This is a genomic window from Paenibacillus sp. 276b, assembly GCF_900107875.1.
GTDB classification, from domain to species: domain Bacteria; phylum Bacillota; class Bacilli; order Paenibacillales; family Paenibacillaceae; genus Paenibacillus; species Paenibacillus marchantiae.
In genome coordinates, this window is the sequence record NZ_FNRR01000007.1 from 95636 (window position 1) to 118122 (window position 22487).

The window sequence follows — 22487 nt, forward strand, 5'->3', positions numbered from 1 at the left end:
ACATTCCCGGGTCCCCGGCTCAGGTTTGTTTGTTCAGATGACGCACAAGAGCCAGCAGCCCCAGTTCGTAGCTTACTTCGCCAAATCCGGCAATTTGTCCGATTGTTTCGGCAGCAATTACTGAATGATGTCTGAACGCTTCGCGTGCATGGATGTTGGATAGATGTACTTCTACTGTAGGAACTTTTACGGCATTGATGGCATCACGCACAGCATAGCTGTAATGGGTCAGCGCTCCGGCATTCAGCATGATTCCGTCTGCATCGCCCATCGCTGCATGAATTCGATCAATGATGTCCCCTTCGTGATTGGATTGATAAAAAGCGATGGAGACGCCCAGCTCCTCCGCCTGTCTGCGAATTTTATCCTCAATATCCTTCAGACTAAGCGTTCCATAGATGCCGGGTTCACGTACTCCGAGCATGTTCAGGTTCGGGCCATTGATTACAACAATCCGTTTCATAGCTGCTCCACCCTTTCTGCAAATAACCATCTGCTATTTTAACACAGCCATTGCCGGATTGAGAAGCTTTTTTGCGGCTATGCTCCCGCTTGCTCTGGCTCACGTTTCCGTTCATCGGTGAACTCCATGGCTACTGTGTAGCCAATAAACAGCCCCCACAGCAAAAAGAAACAAATTTCTGTAATGATTGAATCCCATGTTAAACGGTTTAAGGGCTTCACCATATCCAGTTTTGGACCTACTAGGACAAAGATAATGAGCCACCAAAAAATCCCGTAACCCATGCCTGGAAGCGGGCCTTCCCATTTTTTCAAAGTGAACGTGTAAATCAGGGAAGCGAGAACCGAAAAAACAATAAAAAACAGCCAGCCGGTCAAATGCCCTGCTGCAGTATAGATAAAATTATGTTTAAAAAACGGTTCAGCCAAAAATCCCAATGGCACAATCGTAAAATGAAGCAGATAGAACAGCCAATGCAAACCTCCCCAGATAAAACCTGCGAAAAAACCTAGCTCCACTGCAAAAGGGAACGGCTTGGTAAAATAATGTGCCTGGTCTTGTCGCTGGGTAGGACGTCTACCCCGGTCCTTCTGCTCTCCTTTGTCAGCACGCTGATTTTCCTTATGGGATGTGCGTTCACTCGTATGCTCTGTCATCGATATTCTCCTTCACGTTCAGTTTGCAAAACTGCGAATAAATCTCCATTTTCGTCCTAACTCTACCGGGTAGTATGTACAAATCAGGACAAAGTTAACAACATCGCCCTTAGATCGACTCGTAAACTAGAAATTGCTCTCAAAATTCGATACAATAGGGTTATTAAACTGCCTTCGACCATGAAGGTATAGAACAGAATAGGAAGGTGAATAATTTGCCTCAACAATCCAAGCCTGTCAGCTACGGGGGGCAAGCTGTCATTGAGGGCGTAATGTTCGGCGGTAAACATGTCAACGTTACAGCTGTGCGAAGAAAAGACGGCGAAATTACGTATCTGGAAGTTCCCAAGCAAGACAAGTCCTGGGTCATGAAATTGCGGCGGATTCCACTACTGCGCGGGATTGTCAGCATTATAGATTCGAGCGTCAAAGGAAGCAAACATCTCAATTATTCTGCTGACGCATATGCTGATGATGAACTGGAACCAGAAGAAAAAGCAAAGCAAAAAGAAAAAGAAGGCTCAGGTTGGAGCCTTAGCATGATTATCGGCGTCACCGCAGTAGCTATCCTCTCTTTCCTCTTTGGTAAAATTGTGCTTACATTGTTGCCGGTTGTTATTGAGAATTTTCTGTTCAAAAATGCATTCGACAATCAGTTTTTGCATAATTTACTGGAAGGCGGAATTAAGCTGATTCTGTTGCTTGCCTATCTGTGGCTGATCTCCCAGACACCGATGATTAAACGTCTGTTCCAATACCATGGTGCAGAACATAAAGTCATTAGTGCTCATGAAGCCGGAGAAGAGCTTACACCAGAGAATGTGCAGAAGTATAGCCGACTGCATTACCGTTGCGGAAGCAGTTTTATTATGCTGACTGTCATTATCGGCATATTTCTGTACTCGCTCTTCACATACGACAACCTCTGGGAACGTATGGGACAGCGGTTACTGTTGTTGCCAGTAGTACTCGGTATTTCATTCGAATTGTTGAAGATGACCAACTCGGTACGTGACATCCCTGTACTTCGTTATCTCGGATACCCGGGGCTGTGGCTGCAATTGTTGACAACCAAAGAGCCAACGAATGAACAGGTAGAAGTATCCATTGCTTCGTTTAACCGTATGCGTGAATTGGATGCCAAACTCGCAAACGTTTCGGCCACGTCGGAAGTTCCTGTTGCAACACTTGATCCTGTGAAAGGGTGAATGATATGAAGAAGCAGGCAATCATATTTTGGACGTTCATCGCACTCGCTGCTATTGGAATCTTGACTAGGCTGGGAAGTGGAGGTTTATCCCAAATTATCATCCCCCTCGTCGTGTTCGGAGTTGTGTTCCTGCTCTATAAATATCCGCCCCGCCGTTGGGCACGCAAGACATCATCACCGAAGATTAAACCATCAACCATGGCTAAAGTTAATGCACAGTCTGGTGCCCGAAAAAGTAGCGGTTCTTCCAAAAAACGCAAGGATTATCCTTTCCAAGTGATTCAGGGTCAAAAGGGTAAAAGTGATGAAGACGTACCTAAGTATCACTAAAGCGCTGATATCGGCGAAACACACAGAAAAGCAATTCTCCAAACATGCGGAGAATTGCTTTTTCATTTTTATACAGGAGTCAGCGGTGGTGTTTCCGCTTGTTTTTTTCTCAGTTCTCGTCTCTGTTTGTCCAGCTGCTCACCATATATCTTGGTATTCCATCCACTGAAAAATTCAGTCCCGGCGGTGACCCCAGATTGATATAATGCTGTACTGTCCTGTACGGAAAGGTGAAATTCTGTCGGTTTAATTCCAAGGGTAGGAATTTTCACAGTACGGAATCGATTAACCTGTTCGATATATCGCTCATCATGAGCAGTTAGCATCGTTTCAACCAATGCCTGAAGCATACTTAGAGGTCCTCTGATTCTAGCTGGCTCTCCTTCGGTTTTGCCAACCATTTTAAAACCGACTACAGGGATGAGATCTCCTCCACGTTCTGTACGCTCTCCATCAAACAGCCAGAGCGGAAAATTGCTCAGCAATGCTCCATCGACGATGTAAACAAACTGGTCCGCAAAACGTAATCCTTTGGACAGGATCGGGGATCTGCGAATGGCAACCGGGTCGAAGAAATAGGGGATACTGCAGCTCATACGTACAGCCTTGGCTACTTCCAGTTTGGAAGGATCAATTCCGAATCGTTTGATATCGTCTGGAAGCACCAAAATAGTGCCGTTGGAAATGTCGGATGCAATGATTAGCAACTTACCTGGAGGCAGATCAGCAAACGTCCGAACTCCCTTTTTTTTCAGCATATCCCCTATCCAGCATTCCAGCGCTTCCCCAGAATATAGCCCTTTCTTCAAAAATAGCCTCGCTGCGGGTCCGATCCACTTGGTATCAAATATGGGGGAACGTCGCAGTAACGAAGCAAACGGCGTATTCTCGATAATGCCTTTCATCTCTTCCGCCGAATAGCCAGCCGCCAGCAAAGCAGCTACGATGGAACCCGAGGACGTGCCCGCTACGCGATTGAATTCAACACCGTGATCTTCTGCACCCTTTACGGCGCCGGCAAGCGAAATTCCCTTTACGCCGCCACCTTCAAATACTCCATTAATCAACACAATAAAACCCCCGTTCTCCAGGCAGTCCATGCTACTACTGCCACTGTATGAGAACAGGGGTTGGTCATATTACGTTAAAATGTTTTACAGTCCATAATAGGCTTTTAATTTGGCGATCAGTCCGAGCGGATTTTTCGTCAGGTACTGTGAGCTGAAGAAAATATCCCCTTTCACCGTATCATATTTTTCATTATATATAAGCTGATCAATAATCTCCTGGGATGTCTGCCACCCGATTTCCGGTGTGCCCAGCTTATAAGGAGAGTGACCAATATACAATTTCACATCGGTATTTGCCACTTCATTGGCCCACCAGTCAACCACCTTGTCATATCGTGCTGCACTTAGTGTCATGCTCCAGTACACTTGGGGTGCAACATAGTCAATCCACTCCTGCTTGATCCAAGTCCGCACATCTGCATTCATGCTGTCATAAGCGGTTACTCCGGCTTTTGTGTCAGAACCTGTCATATCAACCGATTTGTTACGCCATACGCCAAATGGGCTAATGCCATATTGAACGCCAGCTTTCATCTTGTGGATGCTCTCTCCGAGCTGCTTGACGAATTCATTGATGTTGTCCCGGCGCCATTCTGCACGGTCACTCGTATTCAATGTGTTGTAAGCTTTGAAAGCCGCATCATCATTAAACGTTACATTGGAAGGATAGAAGTAATCATCCAAATGTACGCCATCAACATCATACTGATTAACCACTTCCATGATGGAATCAATAATATGCTGTCTCGCTTCCGGAATGCCTGGATTAATATACAGTTTGCCTGATGCGTTAACAATCCAGTCCGGGTGAAGCTTGGATACATGATTGGCAGCAAGACCGGTTGTCGTTGCGGAGTTAGTAGCCCGGAACGGGTTGAACCAAGCATGGAACTCAAGACCACGCTTGTGAGCTTCCTCGATCATAAATGCAAGTGGATCATACCCGGGATCTTTCCCCTGTGTACCTGTCAGCACGCTATTCCACGGTACAAGACCTGATGGATAGATCGCATCCCCATTGGCTCGCACTTGAACAAATACGGCATTGATCCCCATATCCTTCAACGTATCAAGCTGCTGAATGAACTCCAACTTTTGTTTTTCTACATTCCCTTTGGCACTAGATGAAGGCCAGTCTCCATTTACAGTCGAAATCCAGGCTCCTCGCATCTCATCCGTATTTGGCGTAGTTCCCGTGCCTCCAGGCTCTGCTGGTGTCACTGGAGTAGGATTGGGAGCATTGCCTGTGGCCAGATTAATCGTCTGCTCAGACTGGTTCCAGGTGACCTGGATTCCCAAGTTCTCACTGACAAATCGAATCGGTACCATGACGCGGCCTTGTTTCAGTTCTACTGATGCATCAAGATCAACCACGGTACTATCCACCGTTGCCTGCTGGCGTCCACTTGTCATCGTAATGACTGAATCGGACTTCTTGATTGTAACTGTGCGGGTAGCCTGTGACCAAAGTACAGATGCACCCAGTCCTTCGCTAATAACACGCAGAGGGACCATCGTTACATTTACTTTGGGCAAAATGTAAGGTGATACATCCGACTCCAAACGCTGACCATCCAAATAAATAACAATTTCCTTTTGACTAGCTGCCTGCGCCGTCAGTCCTGATGTTTGTAAACCCAGAACAAAAATGAGCAGCAGGATCAATCCTTTACGAAGCTTCATCAGTGCAATCCTCCAAAATAATTATAAATTCGCGGCAAATTCTGCTAGTTTAATAGACGCTCCTAATGATTGTTAAGTTGCGAATAAACGCCAAATTTTGGTCAAAAAAAAGCAAAAGGACGCTTCCAACCGTTTTAGCGGCAGGTGCATCCTCTGATTTTGAATAGATATTCATTGTAATTTTTCAGGTGATTCTGGCTTTAAAACCTTAAGATTCTGTATTGCTCATGACATCCTGAATACTTTTAAGATCACGCAGTCGATTCTCATCCTGGCGGAAATATTCAACCAAAGATTCGATGCAGGTAATGGAATCCCAACTCAAATGGTGTTCAATTCCTTCAACATCCTGGTAAATATTTTCTTCCTGAACACCAATCGTCGTCAAAAATTGTTCAAGCAGATGATGGCGCTCCATCAACCGTTTGCCCATCTTTTTGCCTTTTGGCGTAAGCACCAGCCCGCGGTACTTCTCATAGATCAGGTACTCGTCTTTGTCCAGCTTTTGGATCATCTTCGTCACCGATGAAGGATGTACTTCCAAACCTTCAGCTATATCAGACACACGAGCATAGCCCTTTTCATCAATTAATTTGTATATACGCTCCAAATAATCTTCCATACTGGGCGTTGGCATCTGCTTCCCTCTCTTCTCTCTGACCGGCAATATTCTTGCCTGGTCACTATCTTATAATGATACATGTTATCAATACGCATTGGCAAGTCCTGCACAATTCATTCACTATTTACAGTCCATAAAACACTCCTCAGGGCTCGATTTCCTTCACCATTACGCAAGTATTGGCAAGGGTGACTTATCCCGAAACGAGGCAAACTAAGCAAGGTTCCGTATTGAAAGGAGTGATTTCGTGAGTACAAGTGTAGCGCATCCACCCGTTCGCAAAGCAAAAGGCACTAAACCCTTTATTCCCGATTTGGTGTATTTTGAACCCGGTGCGCTGGAATATGAGAAAGGTAAACGAATTATGGAATGGGTTACCTCTAGGGATATCCCATATCAGATGACGACATCCCATAATCGAATTACCAATCTCCCTGGTGAAACGGAACAGGAAAAGTACCGAATGGCGAAGCGTACCCTTGTCGTCGGCGTGCGTAAAACACTCAAGTTTGACCAATCGAAGCCTTCGGCGGAATATGCCATTCCCATCTCAACAGGCTGTATGGGCCACTGTCATTATTGTTATCTTCAAACGACTCTTGGGGCCAAGCCCTATGTCCGTGTCTATGTAAACACCGAAGAAATCATTCAGGCCGCCAAGGGATACATTGAGGAGCGCGCACCTGAACTTACCCGTTTTGAAGCAGCCTGTACATCTGATCCCGTAGGTCTGGAGCATATTACGGGAAATCTCGGTGACCTAATTCGTTTTATGGCGGATGAGGAGCACGGGCGACTTCGCTTTGTAACCAAATACCATCATGTTGATCCTTTATTAAACATCAAGCATAACGGACACACTCGTATCCGATTTAGCGTAAATTCCGATTATGTAATCAAAAATTTTGAACCAGCCACCTCACGGTTTGAAGAGCGAATTGAAGCCGCAGGTAAAATAGCTCATGCGGGATACCCGCTCGGATTCATTATTGCCCCAATTATGTGGTACGACGGATGGGAAGAAGGATATAGCGAGCTTTTACAAAAGCTTGCCGATACACTTCCCGAAGAAGCGACCAAGGATCTAACCTTTGAGATGATCCAGCACCGTTTTACCAAAACGGCAAAAGCCACCATTGAGAAGCGATACCCCAAAACCAAGCTGGAGATGGATATCGAAAAGCGGAAAATGAAATGGGGCCGCTGGGGCCAGTACAAATATGTGTATAAGGATGATCAGCAGGATGCCCTGCGCGAGTTTATTACCGAGCGCATTTTTGAGCATTTCCCACTGGCCAATATTGATTACTTCACCTAAGCGTTGACCAGACACTTTTATTAAGAGCTATTGATTAAAAAAGCAGGTTACATGAGTCCAGAATCGTTCTGGTTTCCATGTAGCCTGCTTTGTTCTTATTTAAAATAACCATTCAGTAAAATAACACCACCGTTGCTGCGCTAGATAATCATCCAGTCTGGTGTAATTTGCTGTAGCCAGATCGTAATTTTCGTCATCTGATCCGTAAATAACAGCACTCCGAGGAACAACATTAATGCGCCCCCGGCTTTCATCATGATATTGGAATAACGCAAGATCCATCGTGTAGAACCGATGAAAAAGGCCAGAATGAAGAACGGTAACGCAAATCCAGCTGTGTATCCCGTAATCAAAGCCAACCAGGTTGTTGGTTCGCTCGCAGCCATCGCGATGATGGCAGTCAAAATTGGTCCAATACAAGGTGACCAACCTGCCGAGAAACCAATGCCAAAAATAAAGGAGCCCAAGTAACCCGCTGGTTTCCATTTCATGTCCATCTTACGCTCTTTCATCAGAAACTGAGGTTTGAACAAACCAAGCAGGAATAAACCCATTAACATAATCAAGATCGCGGATAATTGACGAATGAGGTCACGGTTATCATTCAAAAATTGGCCAAACAATCCGGCTCCCAGTCCGAGCGAATAAAACACAGCCGAGAAGCCCAAAATAAACGCCAGCGTATGAGTCAATGTCTTGAAGCGAACTTCACGCTGATTGCGCTCATCCTTCAACCGTTGTACCGTCATCCCCGTAATATAGGAAAGATACGATGGATACAGCGGAAGACAGCATGGCGATATAAACGAAGCTAATCCTGCTACAAAAGCCAGCCACACATTAACATCAGGCATGAAGCGGATATCTCCCTTCCCTGGGGGCTCACTTGCTCACGTTCAGACTCAGGCTCGGAACCCTTTTTTTCCAATCATCGTAAGAATCAGCATCATGATAAGCAAAAGTACAATTGTTGCTCCTGGTGCAAGGTTCCAGATCCCGGCCACAACCAGTCCAATGACCACGGCAATTTCGCCAATGACCACGGATAATATAATCGCCGATTTGAAACTTCGTGCCATCAGCAAGCTTACAGCTACCGGAATGGTAAGCAATGCCGATACCAGCAATGCGCCCACGATTTTGATCGCCGTACTAATGACAAGGGCTGTCATCACCGTAATCAGCATGTTAAGCAATTTCACAGGCAATCCGGTAACCGCTGCGGCATCCTCTTCAAAGCTGAGTAGGAAAAACTCCTTATGTAACAGTGCTACAACGACGACCACGATCAACGTTACCACACCAACCAGCTTCAAATCCGTGGAGTCCAGTGTATAAATACTGCCGAACAGGTAACTCATAACATCTGTATTATAACCTTTGCCCAGCGTGAAGAACAACGAAGCCAGCGCTACTCCACCGGACATGATGATCGCGATCGATAACTCGGCGTAACTCTTGTACGCCTTACGCAGTTTCTCTATTGCAAATGATGCGAGCACGGCGAAAATAAGCCCCACCGCAATCGGATACACTTCAATCAGGAATCCGAGTGCAACCCCGGCAATAGTCACATGAGACAGGGTATCCCCGATCATGGATAAACGGCGCAGCACCAAAAACAATCCGATCAACGGAGCGGTGATGCCGATCAGCAATCCCCCCGCCAGCGCCCGCTGAAAAAAATCACTCATTAAAATTTCCAAAACACACACGACTCCTTCGGCCTTGCTCTAATCTGGTTGCACTCGCTTCTAACGTACCTGGGTGGTGGTATGCTGCAAATTAGTCTCGGCACAATCTTCCACCTCATGGGAATGACGGACATGGAAATGAATTTTTCCGTTCGTCACCGCAGCTTTGGAACCGAGATAACTCTCCATCCGGTCCATATCATGTGAAACCATCAGGAATGTCATCCGGTGATGTTCATGCATATGGGTAATGAGTTCAAAAAAGCTGGCCTGGGATTCGGCATCGATACCTACCGTCGGTTCATCCAGAATCAGCAGATCAGGATGATTAATAAGCGCACGTGCCAAAAACACACGCTGTTGCTGTCCACCGGACAGTTGTCCGATCCGTTTGTTCGCCAAATCCTCAATCCGCATCACTTGCATAGCATCTGTGCACTGCTGCTGACATTTACGGGACATTCGGCGGAACATATTCTTGTTGTTGTACAATCCAGACATCACGACTTCCCGTACCGTTGCAGGGAACAATGGGTTAAATGCATTCTTCTGCGGAACATAACCAATCCGTTCCCAATCCTTGAATCGGCGGATCGACTGTCCGAATAGCTTGATATCTCCCTCAGCTGGAGGCAAGAGTCCAACCAGCATTCGCAGCAATGTCGTTTTGCCCGCCCCGTTTGAACCGATAATACCGACAAAATCCCTTTCCTGGACCATAAAATCGAGATTTTCGATCACTCGCTGGTCGCCGTAGGAAAATGATAATTTATCGATCTCTATAATTGGATCATGACACAATGGCATGATTTGCTGCATGGCAAAGCCGCCCTTCATTATATATAAGGATTGCAAACGAATCCTTCAGTCTATCTTATTTTAATGCGATCAGCAGATTTTGCAAATTTTTCTCCATCAGGGTGAAATAATCATCCCCGTTGGTAGCCTGTTCTTTGGTTAAACCTTCTACCGGATTCAGGACCATTGTCTCTACACCCGCTTCATTGGCGAGGGTTTTCGCCAGTTTATCAGATACCAGCTCTTCGAAGAAAATGTATTTAATCCCTTCATCCTTCACCAACTTGGCCAACTTCACAATATCTTGACCTGTGGGTTCCGCATCTGGAGAAAGTCCCATAATAGCATGCTGGGTCAACCCATAATCACGTGCAAGATACCCAAAGGCTTGGTGTGATACGACAATTTCCTTATTGGGTACGTTGGACAATTCATCCGTAAAGTGCTGATCCAACGTTTCCAGCTTGGTCCGCAGCTCTTCGTAGCGTTGTTCATATCCTTCTTTATGTGCAGGGTCTACTTCAACCAGGCTGTTTTTAATATTCTCAGCCATTACCATTGCCGATTTTGGACTTACCCACGTATGAGGGTCCACATGATGGTTCGTAATGTCCTCTGCGTTAGCTTCATCTGCATGTTCGTCGCTATGTTCATCCACCTGTTCTTCACCATGACCGTGTCCATCATCACCTTCAGCAGTCAATAGAGTAACCCCTTCACTTACTGCAACTGACTTCACCTTGGTATCGCTATTCAATGACTTCAGGAAGTTGGGTACCCATCCTTCCAGACCTGCACCATTGTATAGAAACAACTGTGCTTTGGATGTATTCACAATATCTTGACTCTTCGGCGTCCAGTCATGTGGTTCAACACCTGTTGGCAGCAAATTAATGACATTTGCATCTTCCCCACCAATTGTCGAAGTAAACGCATAGACAGGATAGAAGCTTGTAATCACATTCACTTTGCCTTCCACCAGCTTGGCACTCTCCGAATTATTCTGACCGCATGCCGACAATATGAGCAAACTAAGAACAAGCAGACCGCTTAGCAACAATTTCATATGCCTTCTTCTACCTGTCGCTAGAGTCCGGTTTACCTGGTCTAGATTTCTTCCATTATAAAGTTTCACTAGTATTCACTCCGCATCTCTTAATCGTAAACATTACTGAAAGAATTATAGGTAACCTGCTCGAACTTGTCAAGCCGCTCTGTCCTATTCATTCTTTCCTTGAGCACGGAGTTCATAACAGTATATGCTTGTTTTCTTCGCATCAGATCCGATTTCATCCCAAAATAAAAAGTGACCCGATTCTCATCGAGCCACCTTCTATTACAACTATATAAATCAAATCCTTGGTTACACGGTCAAAGTCCTATTTTACTTGTGCGCCATTAGGCATATTATCCGGTACCGTTGCTAGTGTAAGCTGGTCGCCATGGGATGCTGCCAGGATCATGCCCTGGGACAGTTCACCGCGCAATTTCACAGGCTTGAGGTTCGTAACACAGATGACTTTGCGTCCAACCATATCTTCAGGTGAATAAAACTTCGCGATTCCCGATACAACCTGACGTTGCTCATAGCCCAGATCCAGCTGCAACTTCAGCAATTTATCGGCTTTCTTGACCGGTTCACAGGCAATAACTTGAGCGACACGCAATTCCACTTTGGCGAAATCATCAATACCGATCTCTTCTTTGCCTTCTGGTGCTGAGACGGGTTGAGCGGCTTCAGAAGAGCCTCCAGCATCAGCTTGAGCTGCCTCAGGCTGCGCTTCAGCTTTTTTGCCTCCAGTCATCGCTTCAGCAATATAAGCAATCTCCTGTTCAGAGTCCAGACGCGGGAAGATCGGATCACCCTTTTGCAAAGCGTTACCAGCCGGAATAACGCCCCATTGCTTCGCTGAATCCCAAGCCGTCAGTTCACCTTCCTGAATGCCGAGTTGTTCCCAGATTTTGCGCGGAGCACGTGTTAGGAACGGTTGTAAGAGGATGGAAGCAATCCGCAAGCTTTCAATCAGATGCGACATTACCGATGCCAGTTCGTTGCGTTTCGCTTCATCACGAGCCAGAGCCCAAGGCTGAGTCTCGTCAATATATTTGTTACTGCGGCTAACAAACTGACTGATCGCTGTCAACGCTACGGAAAATTGCAGATTTTCCATTGCCTGCTCCACTTTCTCCACAGCAGCAAGACCCGCTTCTTCAAGAGATGCATCAAATTCGGTCACACCAGAAGTAAACTCAGGCGCTTTGCCTTCGAAATATTTGTCCACCATGGCTACCGTACGGTTCAAAAGGTTTCCAAGGTCATTTGCCAGGTCGGAGTTCACACGTTCTACAAAGCTTTCTGGAGTAAATGTACCATCTGAACCAAATGGAACTTCACGGAGCAGGTAATAACGCAGTGCATCCAGACCATAACGGTCAATCAAGGTTACCGGGTCAACGACATTACCCTTTGATTTGGACATTTTGCCGTCTTTCATCAACAGCCAACCGTGAGCGAATACTTTCTTCGGTAAAGGTAGGTCCAACGCCATCAGCATAATCGGCCAGTAAATCGTATGGAATCGAACAATTTCTTTCCCTACCAGATGCACGTCCGCAGGCCAGAATTTGTTGTAAAGCGATTCGTCGGATGATCCATAGCCCAGAGCTGTAATATAGTTAGACAACGCATCAATCCATACGTATACAACGTGTTTCGGATCGCCTTTAACTTTGACGCCCCATTCGAAAGTAGTCCGAGATACGGCCAAGTCTTCCAGACCTGGCTTGATGAAGTTGTTGATCATTTCATTTTTGCGGGACTCCGGCTGAATAAAACCCGGATTCTCTTCGTAATATTTCAGCAAACGATCAGCATACTTACTCATCCGGAAGAAGTAGGATTCTTCTTTTACCAGCTCCACCGGATGCCCGCTATCCGGACTTTTAGCCGAGATAATCTCGCCTTTGTCATTCTTCTCCACATCAACCAGCTGGGTTTCCGTGTAATAGGTCTCATCCGGGATACTGTACCAGCCTTCGTACTCACCCTTGTAGATATCCCCTTGTTTCAACAAACGGTCAAAGATATCCTGAACCACTGTTTTGTGGCGCTCTTCCGTCGTACGAATGAAGTCGTCATTGGAAATGTCCAGTTTGTTCCACAGATCCTTGATGCCAACCACGATGTCGTCTATAAAAGCCTGCGGTGACTGCCCTTTCTCTTGTGCCTTGCGCTCAATCTTCTGCCCATGTTCATCGGTTCCTGTCAGATAGTGAGCAGCATAACCACGCAGACGTTTGTATCGAACCATGGCATCACCCGCCACAGTCGTGTACGCGTGCCCGATATGCAGTTTGTCACTCGGATAATAAATCGGTGTTGTCAGATAAAATGTTTTTTGATCAGCCATAGATGACTTCTCCTCCTTCATATAGTCGTGCTTTTTCATTGCATTTGTCTAAAAAAGAACACAAAAAACTCCCGTCCCTGTATGGGACGAGAGTTGCTCTCACGTGTTACCACCCAAATTCCCCGTGCTTTTCACAAACCACAGGCTCTGCCGGTCCTTCGACCGCCCATTAACGCTGGATCACGCCTCAGCCTTACGACAGCCGTTCTAATCAACGTCTGCACGCTCGAAAGAGGTTCCTCCGGGACCATATTCCATCCTCCTCCCAGACCGGTTCTCAGCTCATCCGGCTCTCTGCACTGGCGGTGTGTCTGTACTTATCCCTTCACTGGAAATCATTATACCAAAAATATACTGAAATACTGCCTCCTTTGTCAAGTGGACAGCAATCTTAAATCAACTCAAACCGGCAAAAAACGACCATTAGATCGTTAATCGGATACCATGACAGACTTTTCAGCCTTCGGTGGTACCAGATCCACTCCGCCTGGATGAAACGGATGGCATTTCGCAATACGTTTTGCCGCAAGCAGCGATCCTTTGAACGCACCGTGCACCTCAATCGCCTCCATCGCGTAAGCCGAGCAAGTAGGATAGAAACGACATGTTGGCGGCTTCAATGGAGAGATATAGCTGCGATACACCCGAATGGGAGCCTGAACCAGTCTGCGAGATAACTTCATCGTCAGTGCTTCCCGTGAGTGTGCTGATGTCCGGATGACACTTTGGCTGGCATATGTTCGGCACAGTCCTTACAGTACCCGAAAACTTCAAATTTATGATCGACAACTTGGAATTGCTCAGGCGCATCTGCAAGCTGCATTGGGCAAAAAACGATTGGATATGTCTTCTGGCATTTCAAACAAATCATATGATGGTGATGGTGATCCTCGCTACAATGTGCTCTGAACTTCACCCCATCTTCAAAGATGACCTGCTCCAGCACACCCAATTCTTGCATGACACGCAAATTCCGGTACACCGTGTCAAAACTCAGTCCGCTGTAAGTCTTACCCATATATTCATAGACGTCCTTGGGTGTCAAATACCCAGGGGATTCAGCAAATAACCGGGCCAGTGTCTTCCGCTGATCCGTAATGCGGAGCCCCTGCGAGGACATGGTAGTAATAATCTGTTCTGTCGACAGCATGATCTAAAGCACCTCCTGTCATTCGAGCATTCTGCATAAATCCAAAGAGCGAATTCATTTCAGCAATACTTAGTTCGAAATGGTTTGATTCGTCTAGGTATTGTACCCGTTAGCCTGTGGAATCAAATTATGCAAATACTGATACTTATGCTTGATTTATATACTTCTAATAATGCCTTAAATGAAGTTCATAGTCAACGAAAGCGCTTGGATACCGCTAATTACAAGCGAACCTAAAAAAAGAGCTGTCCCGGTCAATTGCATGACTTGGGGACAACTCCATCTTCTGACGGTTCAGATGATCAATCCTTCGGGCGACTTTGGGGGTGACAGGATAATACCATATAACTTCACCCAAACCGTCCGTCCTAGGTAACAGGTAAAAAAATCACTTCTCTGTCGGAAGCGGTGTGAAAAGCAAGTTGACAGGAAGATTGCTTCCTGGTGCAGCCGAGAACACAATCGTTACAGCTTCGCCGTACGAACCTGTGCGATAGAGTACACTTTGTTCATTTGGTGCACTTAAGGATTTGGTGCCATTCGAAATCTGCACAACCTGACCATTAACGAGTACCACACCCGAGTATCTACCCCCACGAGGGTTGAATGAGATCAGCGTGCGCGGAGCCACATTGTTCAGTGTAATTTTGTAAAGTACGCCGAAGTTACCCGCGTTAGAAGCTTCCGTATAGGCCATAGGGTCTTTGCCGACTAGATTCGGGTCACTTGCATTATCCCCAAGCGGCAGACGAGCGGGCTTCGAACCTACTTCTTGGTCATACGTAATGACACGTGTTGCATTCGGATACGTACCACGGTTGTGTACACCATCACGATCCAGAACAGGCAGTGTGGACCATACAGCCATCGGATCTTTATTTTCTTCGATCATGATAATGTTGTAATCCAGCCTGTAGTCGCTGAAAACATCAGAATACAGTGAAATTACTTGCCCTTGCTTCATAGGAAGAGCATTGAGTTCAGTAAGAATCAATTTGCTCTCTCCTGGCTGCAACACAACATTCAATTTTCCAGTGCCATCTTGCATGGACTGGAACCAACGCTCAATCGATAACCTTCCGGCTACTGTTGCGAATGGCGAAGGACCAGCGAAGCCCATATTTTGCTGCTCTAATGTTGCTGCGTACATATTATTATTCGTAGCAACAACGTACATTTTCACGTTTTTACCGGTGTTATTTACATGGTGAATCATGAAACGGGTCTGACCGATTGAAGACTCTTTGTACACAATCCCTTCCGAATTAACGGTTTCCGGGCTGTTACTGCGAATCAGCACACTTTGCTCATCGTAATAAGTGTACGGAACTTTCTCCATGGCAGGAACTTCACTGCCGTTGAAGCTGAACTTATCACCTACCGGCGTGAACAACTGATTAAAATCAGAGATAGTATAGAGTGTTTCATTTGTGATATTGACATTCTTGGTATAGCTGTTACTTGCACCATGTTTGTCCGTAACAGTAATCGTTACTGTTTTCGGTCCCGGAACAAAGAACGCCAGAGCATTGTTTTCCCATTCAGTTTTCACAATGGCATTTTCATCATCGGTGCTTTGATCAATGTACGTGATCTTTTCACCCATTTTGTACTCTTCCTTGTCTGTCGTAAACATCGCTACAGGAGGAAGATTTAGTTTTTGTACCTGAATCTTTACAGCGTACGGGTCACTCCATTGTCCGCTCGAATCCTGGACAGCATACGTTACCGTATATGTACCTGGTTGGTCAAACGAATCCTGACGGCCAGTCCAACGCTCATCCACGATGTCCAGTCCCTTGGGAGAGCTCGATTTAGTGTTGTATGTTACCGTGTCTCCTGCAAAAATCTCTTTTTGTACCGTGAAGCTGGCTACCGGTTTGGAATTCAGGTTCAGTATAACAGTCTTGGCAGACTGATTAACTTTATAAGTAATGTTAAGTGCCTGAGTAATCGACGTCAGTGGCACCATGAACGTATTTTTTTGTTGATAGGCAGGTCCTTTCATCGTTCTGGCCTCACCGTTAACGTTGTAAACGCTACTATTCGTTTTGAAGCGAAGTTCATCTTCGCCGCTAATAATAATGGTTTCTTTGGTTGTATTGTCATATTTCACTTCATAACCAACCCGATCAACCAGTGCGCGGATCGCTACATAAGATACTCCATTTTTAACAGCCATCGGCTGTCCGGCAAGATATGTTTTGCCGTCTTGCACCATTTTGTTGCTGTTCATATAAAGTGTCAGATCTCCGCCCTTACTTCCGGCTATAGATTGACCGCTTGTAGATGGTTGCTCAACTTCAACTGGAGCCGTTGGAACTGTTGTTTCCTCGCCTGCATCCTCTTCATCAGCAGGGTCTGTATTAGGGTCAACCGGAGTAACATCTGTACCTGTAGGTTCATCTGTTACCGGGTTTGTTCCTTCGACTGCATTATTATCAGACTGTTTTGAATCTGACCCGGACTTTACATCCGATTCCGCGATCGTTTGTTCTTTCTTCACAACCTCCACGGATTTAACATTGGCTGTATTTGTTGTTGTTGTATCACTTTGATCGGCTGCTAGTGCATTCGCTGGAATCGCTGCAAACGCTTGGAATACAGCTAAAGCGGTAAGTATGGATAATTTCTTCTTCAAATTCATTCTTTGTCTTTGGCTCCTTCTGCTCCCATTTTATAAATATCCCCCTCAAAAAGTCATACTATTAGACGCTTACTACCGGGAAAAGTTGCTAAAAATATTTGATAAGAATTGTAAACATTTAATAGAGCGAAAATACTATGAAAATAGTTATCTATTACACGTTCGACTTGGAGTGCAATCTGTATTAAAATCTGCCGCAAATCACAATAAAAAAATCCCTCCAAGACATGGTTGAATAAGCACCATGCCACAGAGAGATTTAGAGATTTAGAATTTGCTAACGCAAACTGACAGGCAAGCGTCCTGTTGGCTGCAATTCACCTGTTAAGACGAGAGACAAAGCACGAACCACTGCAGGAGTGTTCTCGTACGTACATATATAACTTCCCGGCGTCGGAATCTCCAATAGATCATATGGATTACGCAGAGCAACTACAATCAGGGAGTACTTTTCACTAAGTTTTTGAACCAAATGATGTTGCCCTTTCGGAAGATGGCCTGCGGAAGTGTAAGTACATACGATGATTTGATCTTCCTCCGTCACATTCTTCAGTATCTCGTCCGCTTCATCATAAGACGGCTGTGTCGTTATTTTGTGCTCCCGAACTCCGGCTCTAAGCTGCGATAACGCCACGCCAAGTGAATCTGTGTGAGACCATGGTTCATCCACTTCTGTCCGTTGCACAACTTCAGGCCAGATGACATAGACATTCTTCTCAGGGTCTAAGGGAAGCAACCCATCATTCTGAACCACAGTAATGCTATTGGAGGCAATCTCATCCAACGAGGATTCGATGGAGGCCAACGATCTTGATGATTCATCTTTCTCTTTTGTTGAGAACATGATCCCATCCTCATCAGATCCATCCGATACAGCATCATCCTTTTCCATGGAGACAAACGTATGCTCCCACTGACCACAACGCGCTGCCTTCCATGAAATAATACGTTCCAATGCCTGGTTAATGGTGGCTTCATCCACTCGTCCAGTACGAACGGCTTCCACAACAGCTTCCACAGCAGAGATTTGATCTTGCAGTGTGTGACTGACCAGAATTAGATCAGCACCTGCCTCCACAGCACGAATGGCTGCTTCGGCCACACCATATGGCTTGGATATCGCATGCATTTCCAGACAGTCTGTAATAATAATGCCGTCAAAGCCCATTTCCTCGCGTAACAGCCCCGTCAACACTTTACGGGACAATGTAGCTGGAATCGGCTCCGGTTCAATCGCCGGGAAGATGACGTGAGCAGTCATGATGGCATCCACTCCGGCCTCAATAGCGCGATGAAACGGCAGAAGTTCCACCTGATCCAGCCTGTTACGTTCATGAGGTACAGTGACCATACCGAGATGTGAATCCACCGCTGTATCTCCATGTCCGGGAAAATGTTTGGCTGTTGCAGCAACGCCTCGGGATTGATATCCTTTGATGGCTGCTGCACCGTGAGAAGCTACGCTCTCCGCATTCTCGCCATAGGAGCGCACACCGATGACCGGGTTAAGAACGTTATTATTCACATCCAATACTGGGGCGAGGTTCATATCGATACCGATGCTTTTTAACTCTTGACCTAGAATCTGTGCGCATTCAAGGGTATAGTCCGGATTACCCGTTGCTCCAAGCGCCATGTTTCCAGGTACCTGGGTCACTCCCTCTTTATCAATCCGGGCCACCATCCCGCCCTCCTGATCCACGGAGATCATCAGAGGTAAATCCCCGGCTTCAGCGGCAATTGCTTGCAAGTCGGCAGACAGTCGATTGATTTGGTCTACACTTTCAACATTCCGTCTGAAATAAATGACGCCTCCGACATGATAATCACGGATCAGTCGATTGACCTGTTCATCCGCATGCTGTCCATGGAATCCACACATAAACATCTGTCCTACCCGCTGTTCCAACGAAAGCTGATCGATCGAATTCATACGCATGCTTTCCTCCCCATTATGAACCTGCTCTTTGGTTTGACCTGAATTCTGATGGTTTCATGTGAAAATGTTTATGGAACACTTTGGAGAAATATCGCCGCTCCTTATACCCCGTTGCTTCTCCAATGGCTGTAATACTCCATTCCGTTGTACTTAATAATAAGGCTGCGCTCTCCATCCGCTTATGGGTCATATATTCAACAAAGGTTACGCCCATCTGGTTTTTGAAAAGCTGACAAAAGTAACCCGGACTGATGCCCAGCCAATCAGCTACCTCATCAATCCCCAGATCACATTCCAGTCTGGCGTTCATATACTCGCACGCAGAACTGATCAACTCAGACACAGAAGGGCGAGGTACACTTTTCTTATCATGACAAACATGAGCAAGCGCCTCTGCCAGTTCGATTAATTCCTTAATGGAGGTTGCTGAATGCAATGCACTCCAGAAGTGCATTTCGTCTTGTTCAGCCATGACATGTACTTCGCGCAATTCACGAAGCATATGTACAAGCAGAAAACGCAGGCTGTTTTCGGCTACGCCATCCAGCGCACTCTTATGCTCGCTCATCCGATGTTTGAGCATAACGAGCAAGTCAATCAATCCCTGTTTATTTCCCTGTCTGATCCAGCGAGTGATCAAGTCCAAATCCTCTTTTGTAATCCACATCGTTGCCCTTCTGGAAGGTTCTTTGGTTGACATGATGGAATGCTCAGCAGAATCTTTTCCCAACTCATCGCTGCGCTGATTAGAATCATTCATGATCAGCAAACGCTGACAGTGCCGGTATCGCTCAGCCATCTGATCATCCAGTTTCACAGGCATAACATCCTGAATGACCCTTGTCTTCATACCTGAACCGGGCTCAAATGTCGCATCTAATTCCATCTGAACCTGTTGAGCCAATGCATCTGCCCGCAGTCTCCATTCATCTGATGCCTCCACCAACATGCACCATTCTCCCTTACGGGCCGAAATCAGCAGAGTTCCTTCACAGATCCGGTCTGTAATTTCCCTAAGCCTAGAACGGAACATTCCATGCCAGCTTTGGTGCCGGGTCCCAGACCATCCGATCGAATGCTTAAAATACCCCGAAACATCGATAAGCAGCAGGATATACCGTAACGAGGATGCATGTTGTTCCGGGGAAGAAGGAGGAAAAGAAAATAACGAATCTTCCTCTTTTCGCATCAGGTCAATGATATGTTTGTGCTTCACCCATACTTCCATCTCCGATTTGCGGTGGCGTTCAGCCTCCACTTCCAACCGTTTCTTCTGAATCTGACTAGCAAGCTCACGCAATTTATGTTCCAGATCCAGGTAATCGATTGGCTTGCATATGTATTCATGGACATTGTAACGGATGGCCGTACGGGCATACTCGAACTGCTGATATCCTGTCAGCAAAATAATCTCACAAGTTTCACCTTGTTCCCTCAATATTCGAATCAGTTCCAGACCATCCATGGAGGGCATACGAATATCACATAACATGATGTCAGGGTGGCATTCTGCAACTTTGTCCAGTGCTTCTGACCCGCTTCTAGCCGTACCCACAATTTCAATGCCCATGTCTTCCCATGGCAAAATAAAACTCAAATTCTCCAAAATCGGCAGCTCATCGTCAACCAGCAACGCGGTTAGATTCATTCATCTTCCCCCTGCTCATATTGTGGAATAATACATTGAATGATGGTACCATGTCCCGGAGATGAACATATAAACACCCCGTATCCGGCCCCATATTGAATCCTTATCCGATCTGCAACACTTCTTAAACCCAGCCCTCGACGCTCTGCCATTGAAGACAGTGGCTTCGTTCCCTCAGCCATGATGTATTCAGGTGGGTCTTCTGCCATGTATTCGAATCGGGCCAACATTTCCTGGGGAATACCGATCCCATTATCCTCAACTCGCAGCACCAGGTTATTTCGTTCCACAAATGCACTGATCCGAAGTACACCCTGATATTCAATTCCCTCGAACCCGTGCTGAATACTATTTTCCACAAGAGGTTGGAGGGTAAGTTTGAGCACAGATGAGGTGTATAGATGAGATGGAATATCGATCTCATACCGGAACAAATCACTGAACCTGTAATGCTGGATCTCAAGATAACTCTGCAAGTGCCTTAACTCCTCACTGAGCGAAATCTCCTCCTGATCCTGAATACTGATGCGCAGCATATTGCCAAGACGTGTCACCATTTCACTTACTTTACGCCCTTCTCCCCTCATGGCTAGTCCGTTAATGGATTCCAGCGTATTAAATAGAAAATGAGGTTTGATCTGGGCTTGAAGCACACGCAGTTCTGCCTTGGCCTTCTGTTCCTGCTCAGCACGCACACGTCGGAACAGACCTCCGATCCGATCCAGCAATTCATTGAACCCTTGGGCGAGTAATTGCATCTCGTCAAAGCCACTTCCTTCGACCCGGGCATTAAAATCCCCGTCATCTACACGCCTCATGAAGCGCACGAGTACCGCAATATTGCCGGTAATCCGGTTCATGAAGAACACATTGAAAACCATCGCAGCAAGCAGACACAGCAGAATGATAATAATCGACCAGCCTGCGAACACATTCGTCTCTGCCGATAATGCTTCCCATGAAGCGACACTGACCAGGCTCCAGTTATAGTTTTTCAGATGATATTGTGAAATGATGCTTTCACTGCCATCGAACACTGCTCTGGTGCTGCTGAACCCCGGTCCGTAAATTCCAGATCGCACACCCAGATTTTCCATCTTCTCTCCGCTGTAACGTCCGGAAGGATCGTATACGATCAGCCCCTCTTCATTGATCAGTAGGAACGAAGTTTCCTGTGCAGGATCACTTACTTGCAAGTGACGGAAGATGCGGTCCATCTCCCCTTTTTTAATCTGAACCACAAGGACCCCGATATTCTGAAAATAACTGAGTTCCTTGACTAACCGAATCTGAGTAAAGACAGGCTCTACGCCCGTTAGTTCAGGATATTCCAAAGGGGCCAGCCATTTGGGCACTCCGTTGAGTTCCTGGATTTCTTTGAATATTGGATGAACTTTAAATTGTTGAAAAGGAAGCGCTTGAAAATTTTCTTTCGTAAATATAGAAACTATCTGGTTATCCTGAGACGAACGCGGACGCAAATCATACAAGAAGGCATAACTAATGAACGGGTAGTTGTATAAAAGGGAACGGAAATTACGCTGGCTGGCATTCAGCGACAATTGATTACCGATTCCAAGATCCTGTTTGCTCGGATCTTTGGCGTTCAAAGCCATCTGGAATACCGAAGTGGCAATGCCATTGTCCGTGACATTGTTGATCTGCTGAAAAACATTCTCGATATTATAGCTAATCGCCTGGAGTGCATATTCAGACTGCTGATTGTATTTTTTCTCAATCGTATGTGATGTGACCAAGAACATGCCGATTCCAAGCGTGCACATCGGTACAATGATGAGCAACAGAAAGGCCATGGCCAGCTTCATCCGCAAGTTCATTTCCCGTTCTC

The 22487-nt window shown here is 46.0% G+C and carries 19 protein-coding genes; 3 read left to right on the top strand and 16 right to left on the bottom strand.

Annotation, left to right across the window (positions count from 1 at the left end):
- Positions 1 to 19 precede the first annotated feature (19 nt).
- Both aroQ and BLV50_RS26005 read right to left on the bottom strand, forming a co-directional pair.
- Positions 20 to 463, bottom strand: a complete 444-nt coding sequence (aroQ, locus tag BLV50_RS26000) for a type II 3-dehydroquinate dehydratase (RefSeq protein WP_063565689.1) — start codon at positions 461 to 463, stop codon at positions 20 to 22.
- A gap of 77 nt (positions 464 to 540) precedes the next feature.
- Complete coding sequence (locus tag BLV50_RS26005; RefSeq protein WP_063565688.1) at positions 541 to 1119, bottom strand: YqhR family membrane protein; 579 nt, start codon at positions 1117 to 1119, stop codon at positions 541 to 543.
- A gap of 215 nt (positions 1120 to 1334) precedes the next feature.
- Between BLV50_RS26005 and BLV50_RS26010 the strand changes: the two genes are divergently transcribed.
- Positions 1335 to 2327, top strand: a complete 993-nt coding sequence (locus BLV50_RS26010; RefSeq protein ID WP_063565687.1) for a DUF1385 domain-containing protein — start codon at positions 1335 to 1337, stop codon at positions 2325 to 2327.
- 5 nt (positions 2328 to 2332) lie between these two features.
- A complete protein-coding gene (locus tag BLV50_RS26015; RefSeq protein WP_090810695.1) occupies positions 2333 to 2659 on the top strand; it encodes a hypothetical protein in 327 nt (108 codons plus the stop codon).
- Between the two features lie 68 nt (positions 2660 to 2727).
- Here the strand turns inward: BLV50_RS26015 and BLV50_RS26020 are convergent, their stop codons facing one another.
- The 3 genes from BLV50_RS26020 to mntR form a co-directional block, all read right to left on the bottom strand.
- Complete coding sequence (locus BLV50_RS26020; protein WP_090810697.1) at positions 2728 to 3729, bottom strand: patatin-like phospholipase family protein; 1002 nt, start codon at positions 3727 to 3729, stop codon at positions 2728 to 2730.
- Positions 3730 to 3813: 84 nt separating this feature from the next.
- Positions 3814 to 5412, bottom strand: coding sequence for a family 10 glycosylhydrolase (locus BLV50_RS26025; protein WP_063565684.1), 1599 nt, complete (start codon positions 5410 to 5412; stop codon positions 3814 to 3816).
- A 208-nt stretch (positions 5413 to 5620) separates the two neighbouring features.
- Entirely contained in the window at positions 5621 to 6049 is a 429-nt protein-coding gene (gene mntR / locus BLV50_RS26030) for a transcriptional regulator MntR (RefSeq protein ID WP_063565683.1), read from the bottom strand.
- 232 nt (positions 6050 to 6281) lie between these two features.
- Between mntR and splB the strand changes: the two genes are divergently transcribed.
- Positions 6282 to 7352: a spore photoproduct lyase gene (gene splB, locus BLV50_RS26035; RefSeq protein WP_063565682.1), complete on the top strand. Its 1071-nt coding sequence runs from the start codon at positions 6282 to 6284 to the stop codon at positions 7350 to 7352.
- Positions 7353 to 7492: 140 nt separating this feature from the next.
- Here the strand turns inward: splB and BLV50_RS26040 are convergent, their stop codons facing one another.
- The 11 genes from BLV50_RS26040 to BLV50_RS26090 form a co-directional block, all read right to left on the bottom strand.
- Complete coding sequence (locus BLV50_RS26040; RefSeq protein WP_090810699.1) at positions 7493 to 8206, bottom strand: cytochrome c biogenesis CcdA family protein; 714 nt, start codon at positions 8204 to 8206, stop codon at positions 7493 to 7495.
- A gap of 48 nt (positions 8207 to 8254) precedes the next feature.
- Positions 8255 to 9058: a metal ABC transporter permease gene (locus tag BLV50_RS26045; protein ID WP_063565681.1), complete on the bottom strand. Its 804-nt coding sequence runs from the start codon at positions 9056 to 9058 to the stop codon at positions 8255 to 8257.
- 48 nt (positions 9059 to 9106) lie between these two features.
- Positions 9107 to 9865, bottom strand: a complete 759-nt coding sequence (locus BLV50_RS26050) for a metal ABC transporter ATP-binding protein (protein WP_063565680.1) — start codon at positions 9863 to 9865, stop codon at positions 9107 to 9109.
- 55 nt (positions 9866 to 9920) lie between these two features.
- On the bottom strand, positions 9921 to 10910 hold the full coding sequence (locus BLV50_RS26055; RefSeq protein WP_079694123.1) for a metal ABC transporter solute-binding protein, Zn/Mn family: 990 nt from the start codon (positions 10908 to 10910) through the stop codon (positions 9921 to 9923).
- Positions 10911 to 11223: 313 nt separating this feature from the next.
- Positions 11224 to 13293 carry a methionine--tRNA ligase gene (gene metG / locus BLV50_RS26060; protein WP_256338050.1) on the bottom strand — a complete coding sequence of 690 codons (2070 nt, stop codon included), beginning with the start codon at positions 13291 to 13293 and terminating at the stop codon, positions 11224 to 11226.
- Between the two features lie 392 nt (positions 13294 to 13685).
- Complete coding sequence (gene yidD, locus BLV50_RS26065; protein WP_024631022.1) at positions 13686 to 13937, bottom strand: membrane protein insertion efficiency factor YidD; 252 nt, start codon at positions 13935 to 13937, stop codon at positions 13686 to 13688.
- A gap of 2 nt (positions 13938 to 13939) precedes the next feature.
- Complete coding sequence (locus tag BLV50_RS26070) at positions 13940 to 14404, bottom strand: Fur family transcriptional regulator (protein WP_064636708.1); 465 nt, start codon at positions 14402 to 14404, stop codon at positions 13940 to 13942.
- 388 nt (positions 14405 to 14792) lie between these two features.
- Positions 14793 to 17051 carry a stalk domain-containing protein gene (locus BLV50_RS26075; RefSeq protein WP_090810702.1) on the bottom strand — a complete coding sequence of 753 codons (2259 nt, stop codon included), beginning with the start codon at positions 17049 to 17051 and terminating at the stop codon, positions 14793 to 14795.
- 277 nt (positions 17052 to 17328) lie between these two features.
- Entirely contained in the window at positions 17329 to 18990 is a 1662-nt protein-coding gene (gene nagZ, locus BLV50_RS26080) for a beta-N-acetylhexosaminidase (RefSeq protein WP_090810704.1), read from the bottom strand.
- A 13-nt stretch (positions 18991 to 19003) separates the two neighbouring features.
- Complete coding sequence (locus tag BLV50_RS26085) at positions 19004 to 20638, bottom strand: response regulator (protein WP_090810706.1); 1635 nt, start codon at positions 20636 to 20638, stop codon at positions 19004 to 19006.
- Positions 20635 to 22476, bottom strand: a complete 1842-nt coding sequence (locus tag BLV50_RS26090) for a cache domain-containing sensor histidine kinase (RefSeq protein WP_079694127.1) — start codon at positions 22474 to 22476, stop codon at positions 20635 to 20637. Before BLV50_RS26090 ends, BLV50_RS26085 begins: the two co-directional genes overlap by 4 nt.
- Between the last annotated feature and the right edge of the window lie 11 nt (positions 22477 to 22487).

Coding starts and splice junctions, on each gene's coding strand:
- aroQ (WP_063565689.1), bottom strand. CDS start 463: ATGAAACGGATTGTTGTAATCAATGGCCCGAACCTGAACATGCTCGGA.
- BLV50_RS26005 (WP_063565688.1), bottom strand. CDS start 1,119: ATGACAGAGCATACGAGTGAACGCACATCCCATAAGGAAAATCAGCGT.
- BLV50_RS26015 (WP_090810695.1), top strand. CDS start 2,333: ATGAAGAAGCAGGCAATCATATTTTGGACGTTCATCGCACTCGCTGCT.
- BLV50_RS26025 (WP_063565684.1), bottom strand. CDS start 5,412: ATGAAGCTTCGTAAAGGATTGATCCTGCTGCTCATTTTTGTTCTGGGT.
- mntR (WP_063565683.1), bottom strand. CDS start 6,049: ATGCCAACGCCCAGTATGGAAGATTATTTGGAGCGTATATACAAATTA.
- BLV50_RS26040 (WP_090810699.1), bottom strand. CDS start 8,206: ATGCCTGATGTTAATGTGTGGCTGGCTTTTGTAGCAGGATTAGCTTCG.
- BLV50_RS26050 (WP_063565680.1), bottom strand. CDS start 9,865: ATGCAGCAAATCATGCCATTGTGTCATGATCCAATTATAGAGATCGAT.
- BLV50_RS26055 (WP_079694123.1), bottom strand. CDS start 10,910: ATGAAATTGTTGCTAAGCGGTCTGCTTGTTCTTAGTTTGCTCATATTG.
- metG (WP_256338050.1), bottom strand. CDS start 13,293: ATGAAAAAGCACGACTATATGAAGGAGGAGAAGTCATCTATGGCTGAT.
- yidD (WP_024631022.1), bottom strand. CDS start 13,937: ATGAAGTTATCTCGCAGACTGGTTCAGGCTCCCATTCGGGTGTATCGC.
- BLV50_RS26070 (WP_064636708.1), bottom strand. CDS start 14,404: ATGCTGTCGACAGAACAGATTATTACTACCATGTCCTCGCAGGGGCTC.
- BLV50_RS26075 (WP_090810702.1), bottom strand. CDS start 17,051: ATGAATTTGAAGAAGAAATTATCCATACTTACCGCTTTAGCTGTATTC.
- nagZ (WP_090810704.1), bottom strand. CDS start 18,990: ATGCGTATGAATTCGATCGATCAGCTTTCGTTGGAACAGCGGGTAGGA.
- BLV50_RS26085 (WP_090810706.1), bottom strand. CDS start 20,638: ATGAATCTAACCGCGTTGCTGGTTGACGATGAGCTGCCGATTTTGGAG.
- BLV50_RS26090 (WP_079694127.1), bottom strand. CDS start 22,476: ATGAACTTGCGGATGAAGCTGGCCATGGCCTTTCTGTTGCTCATCATT.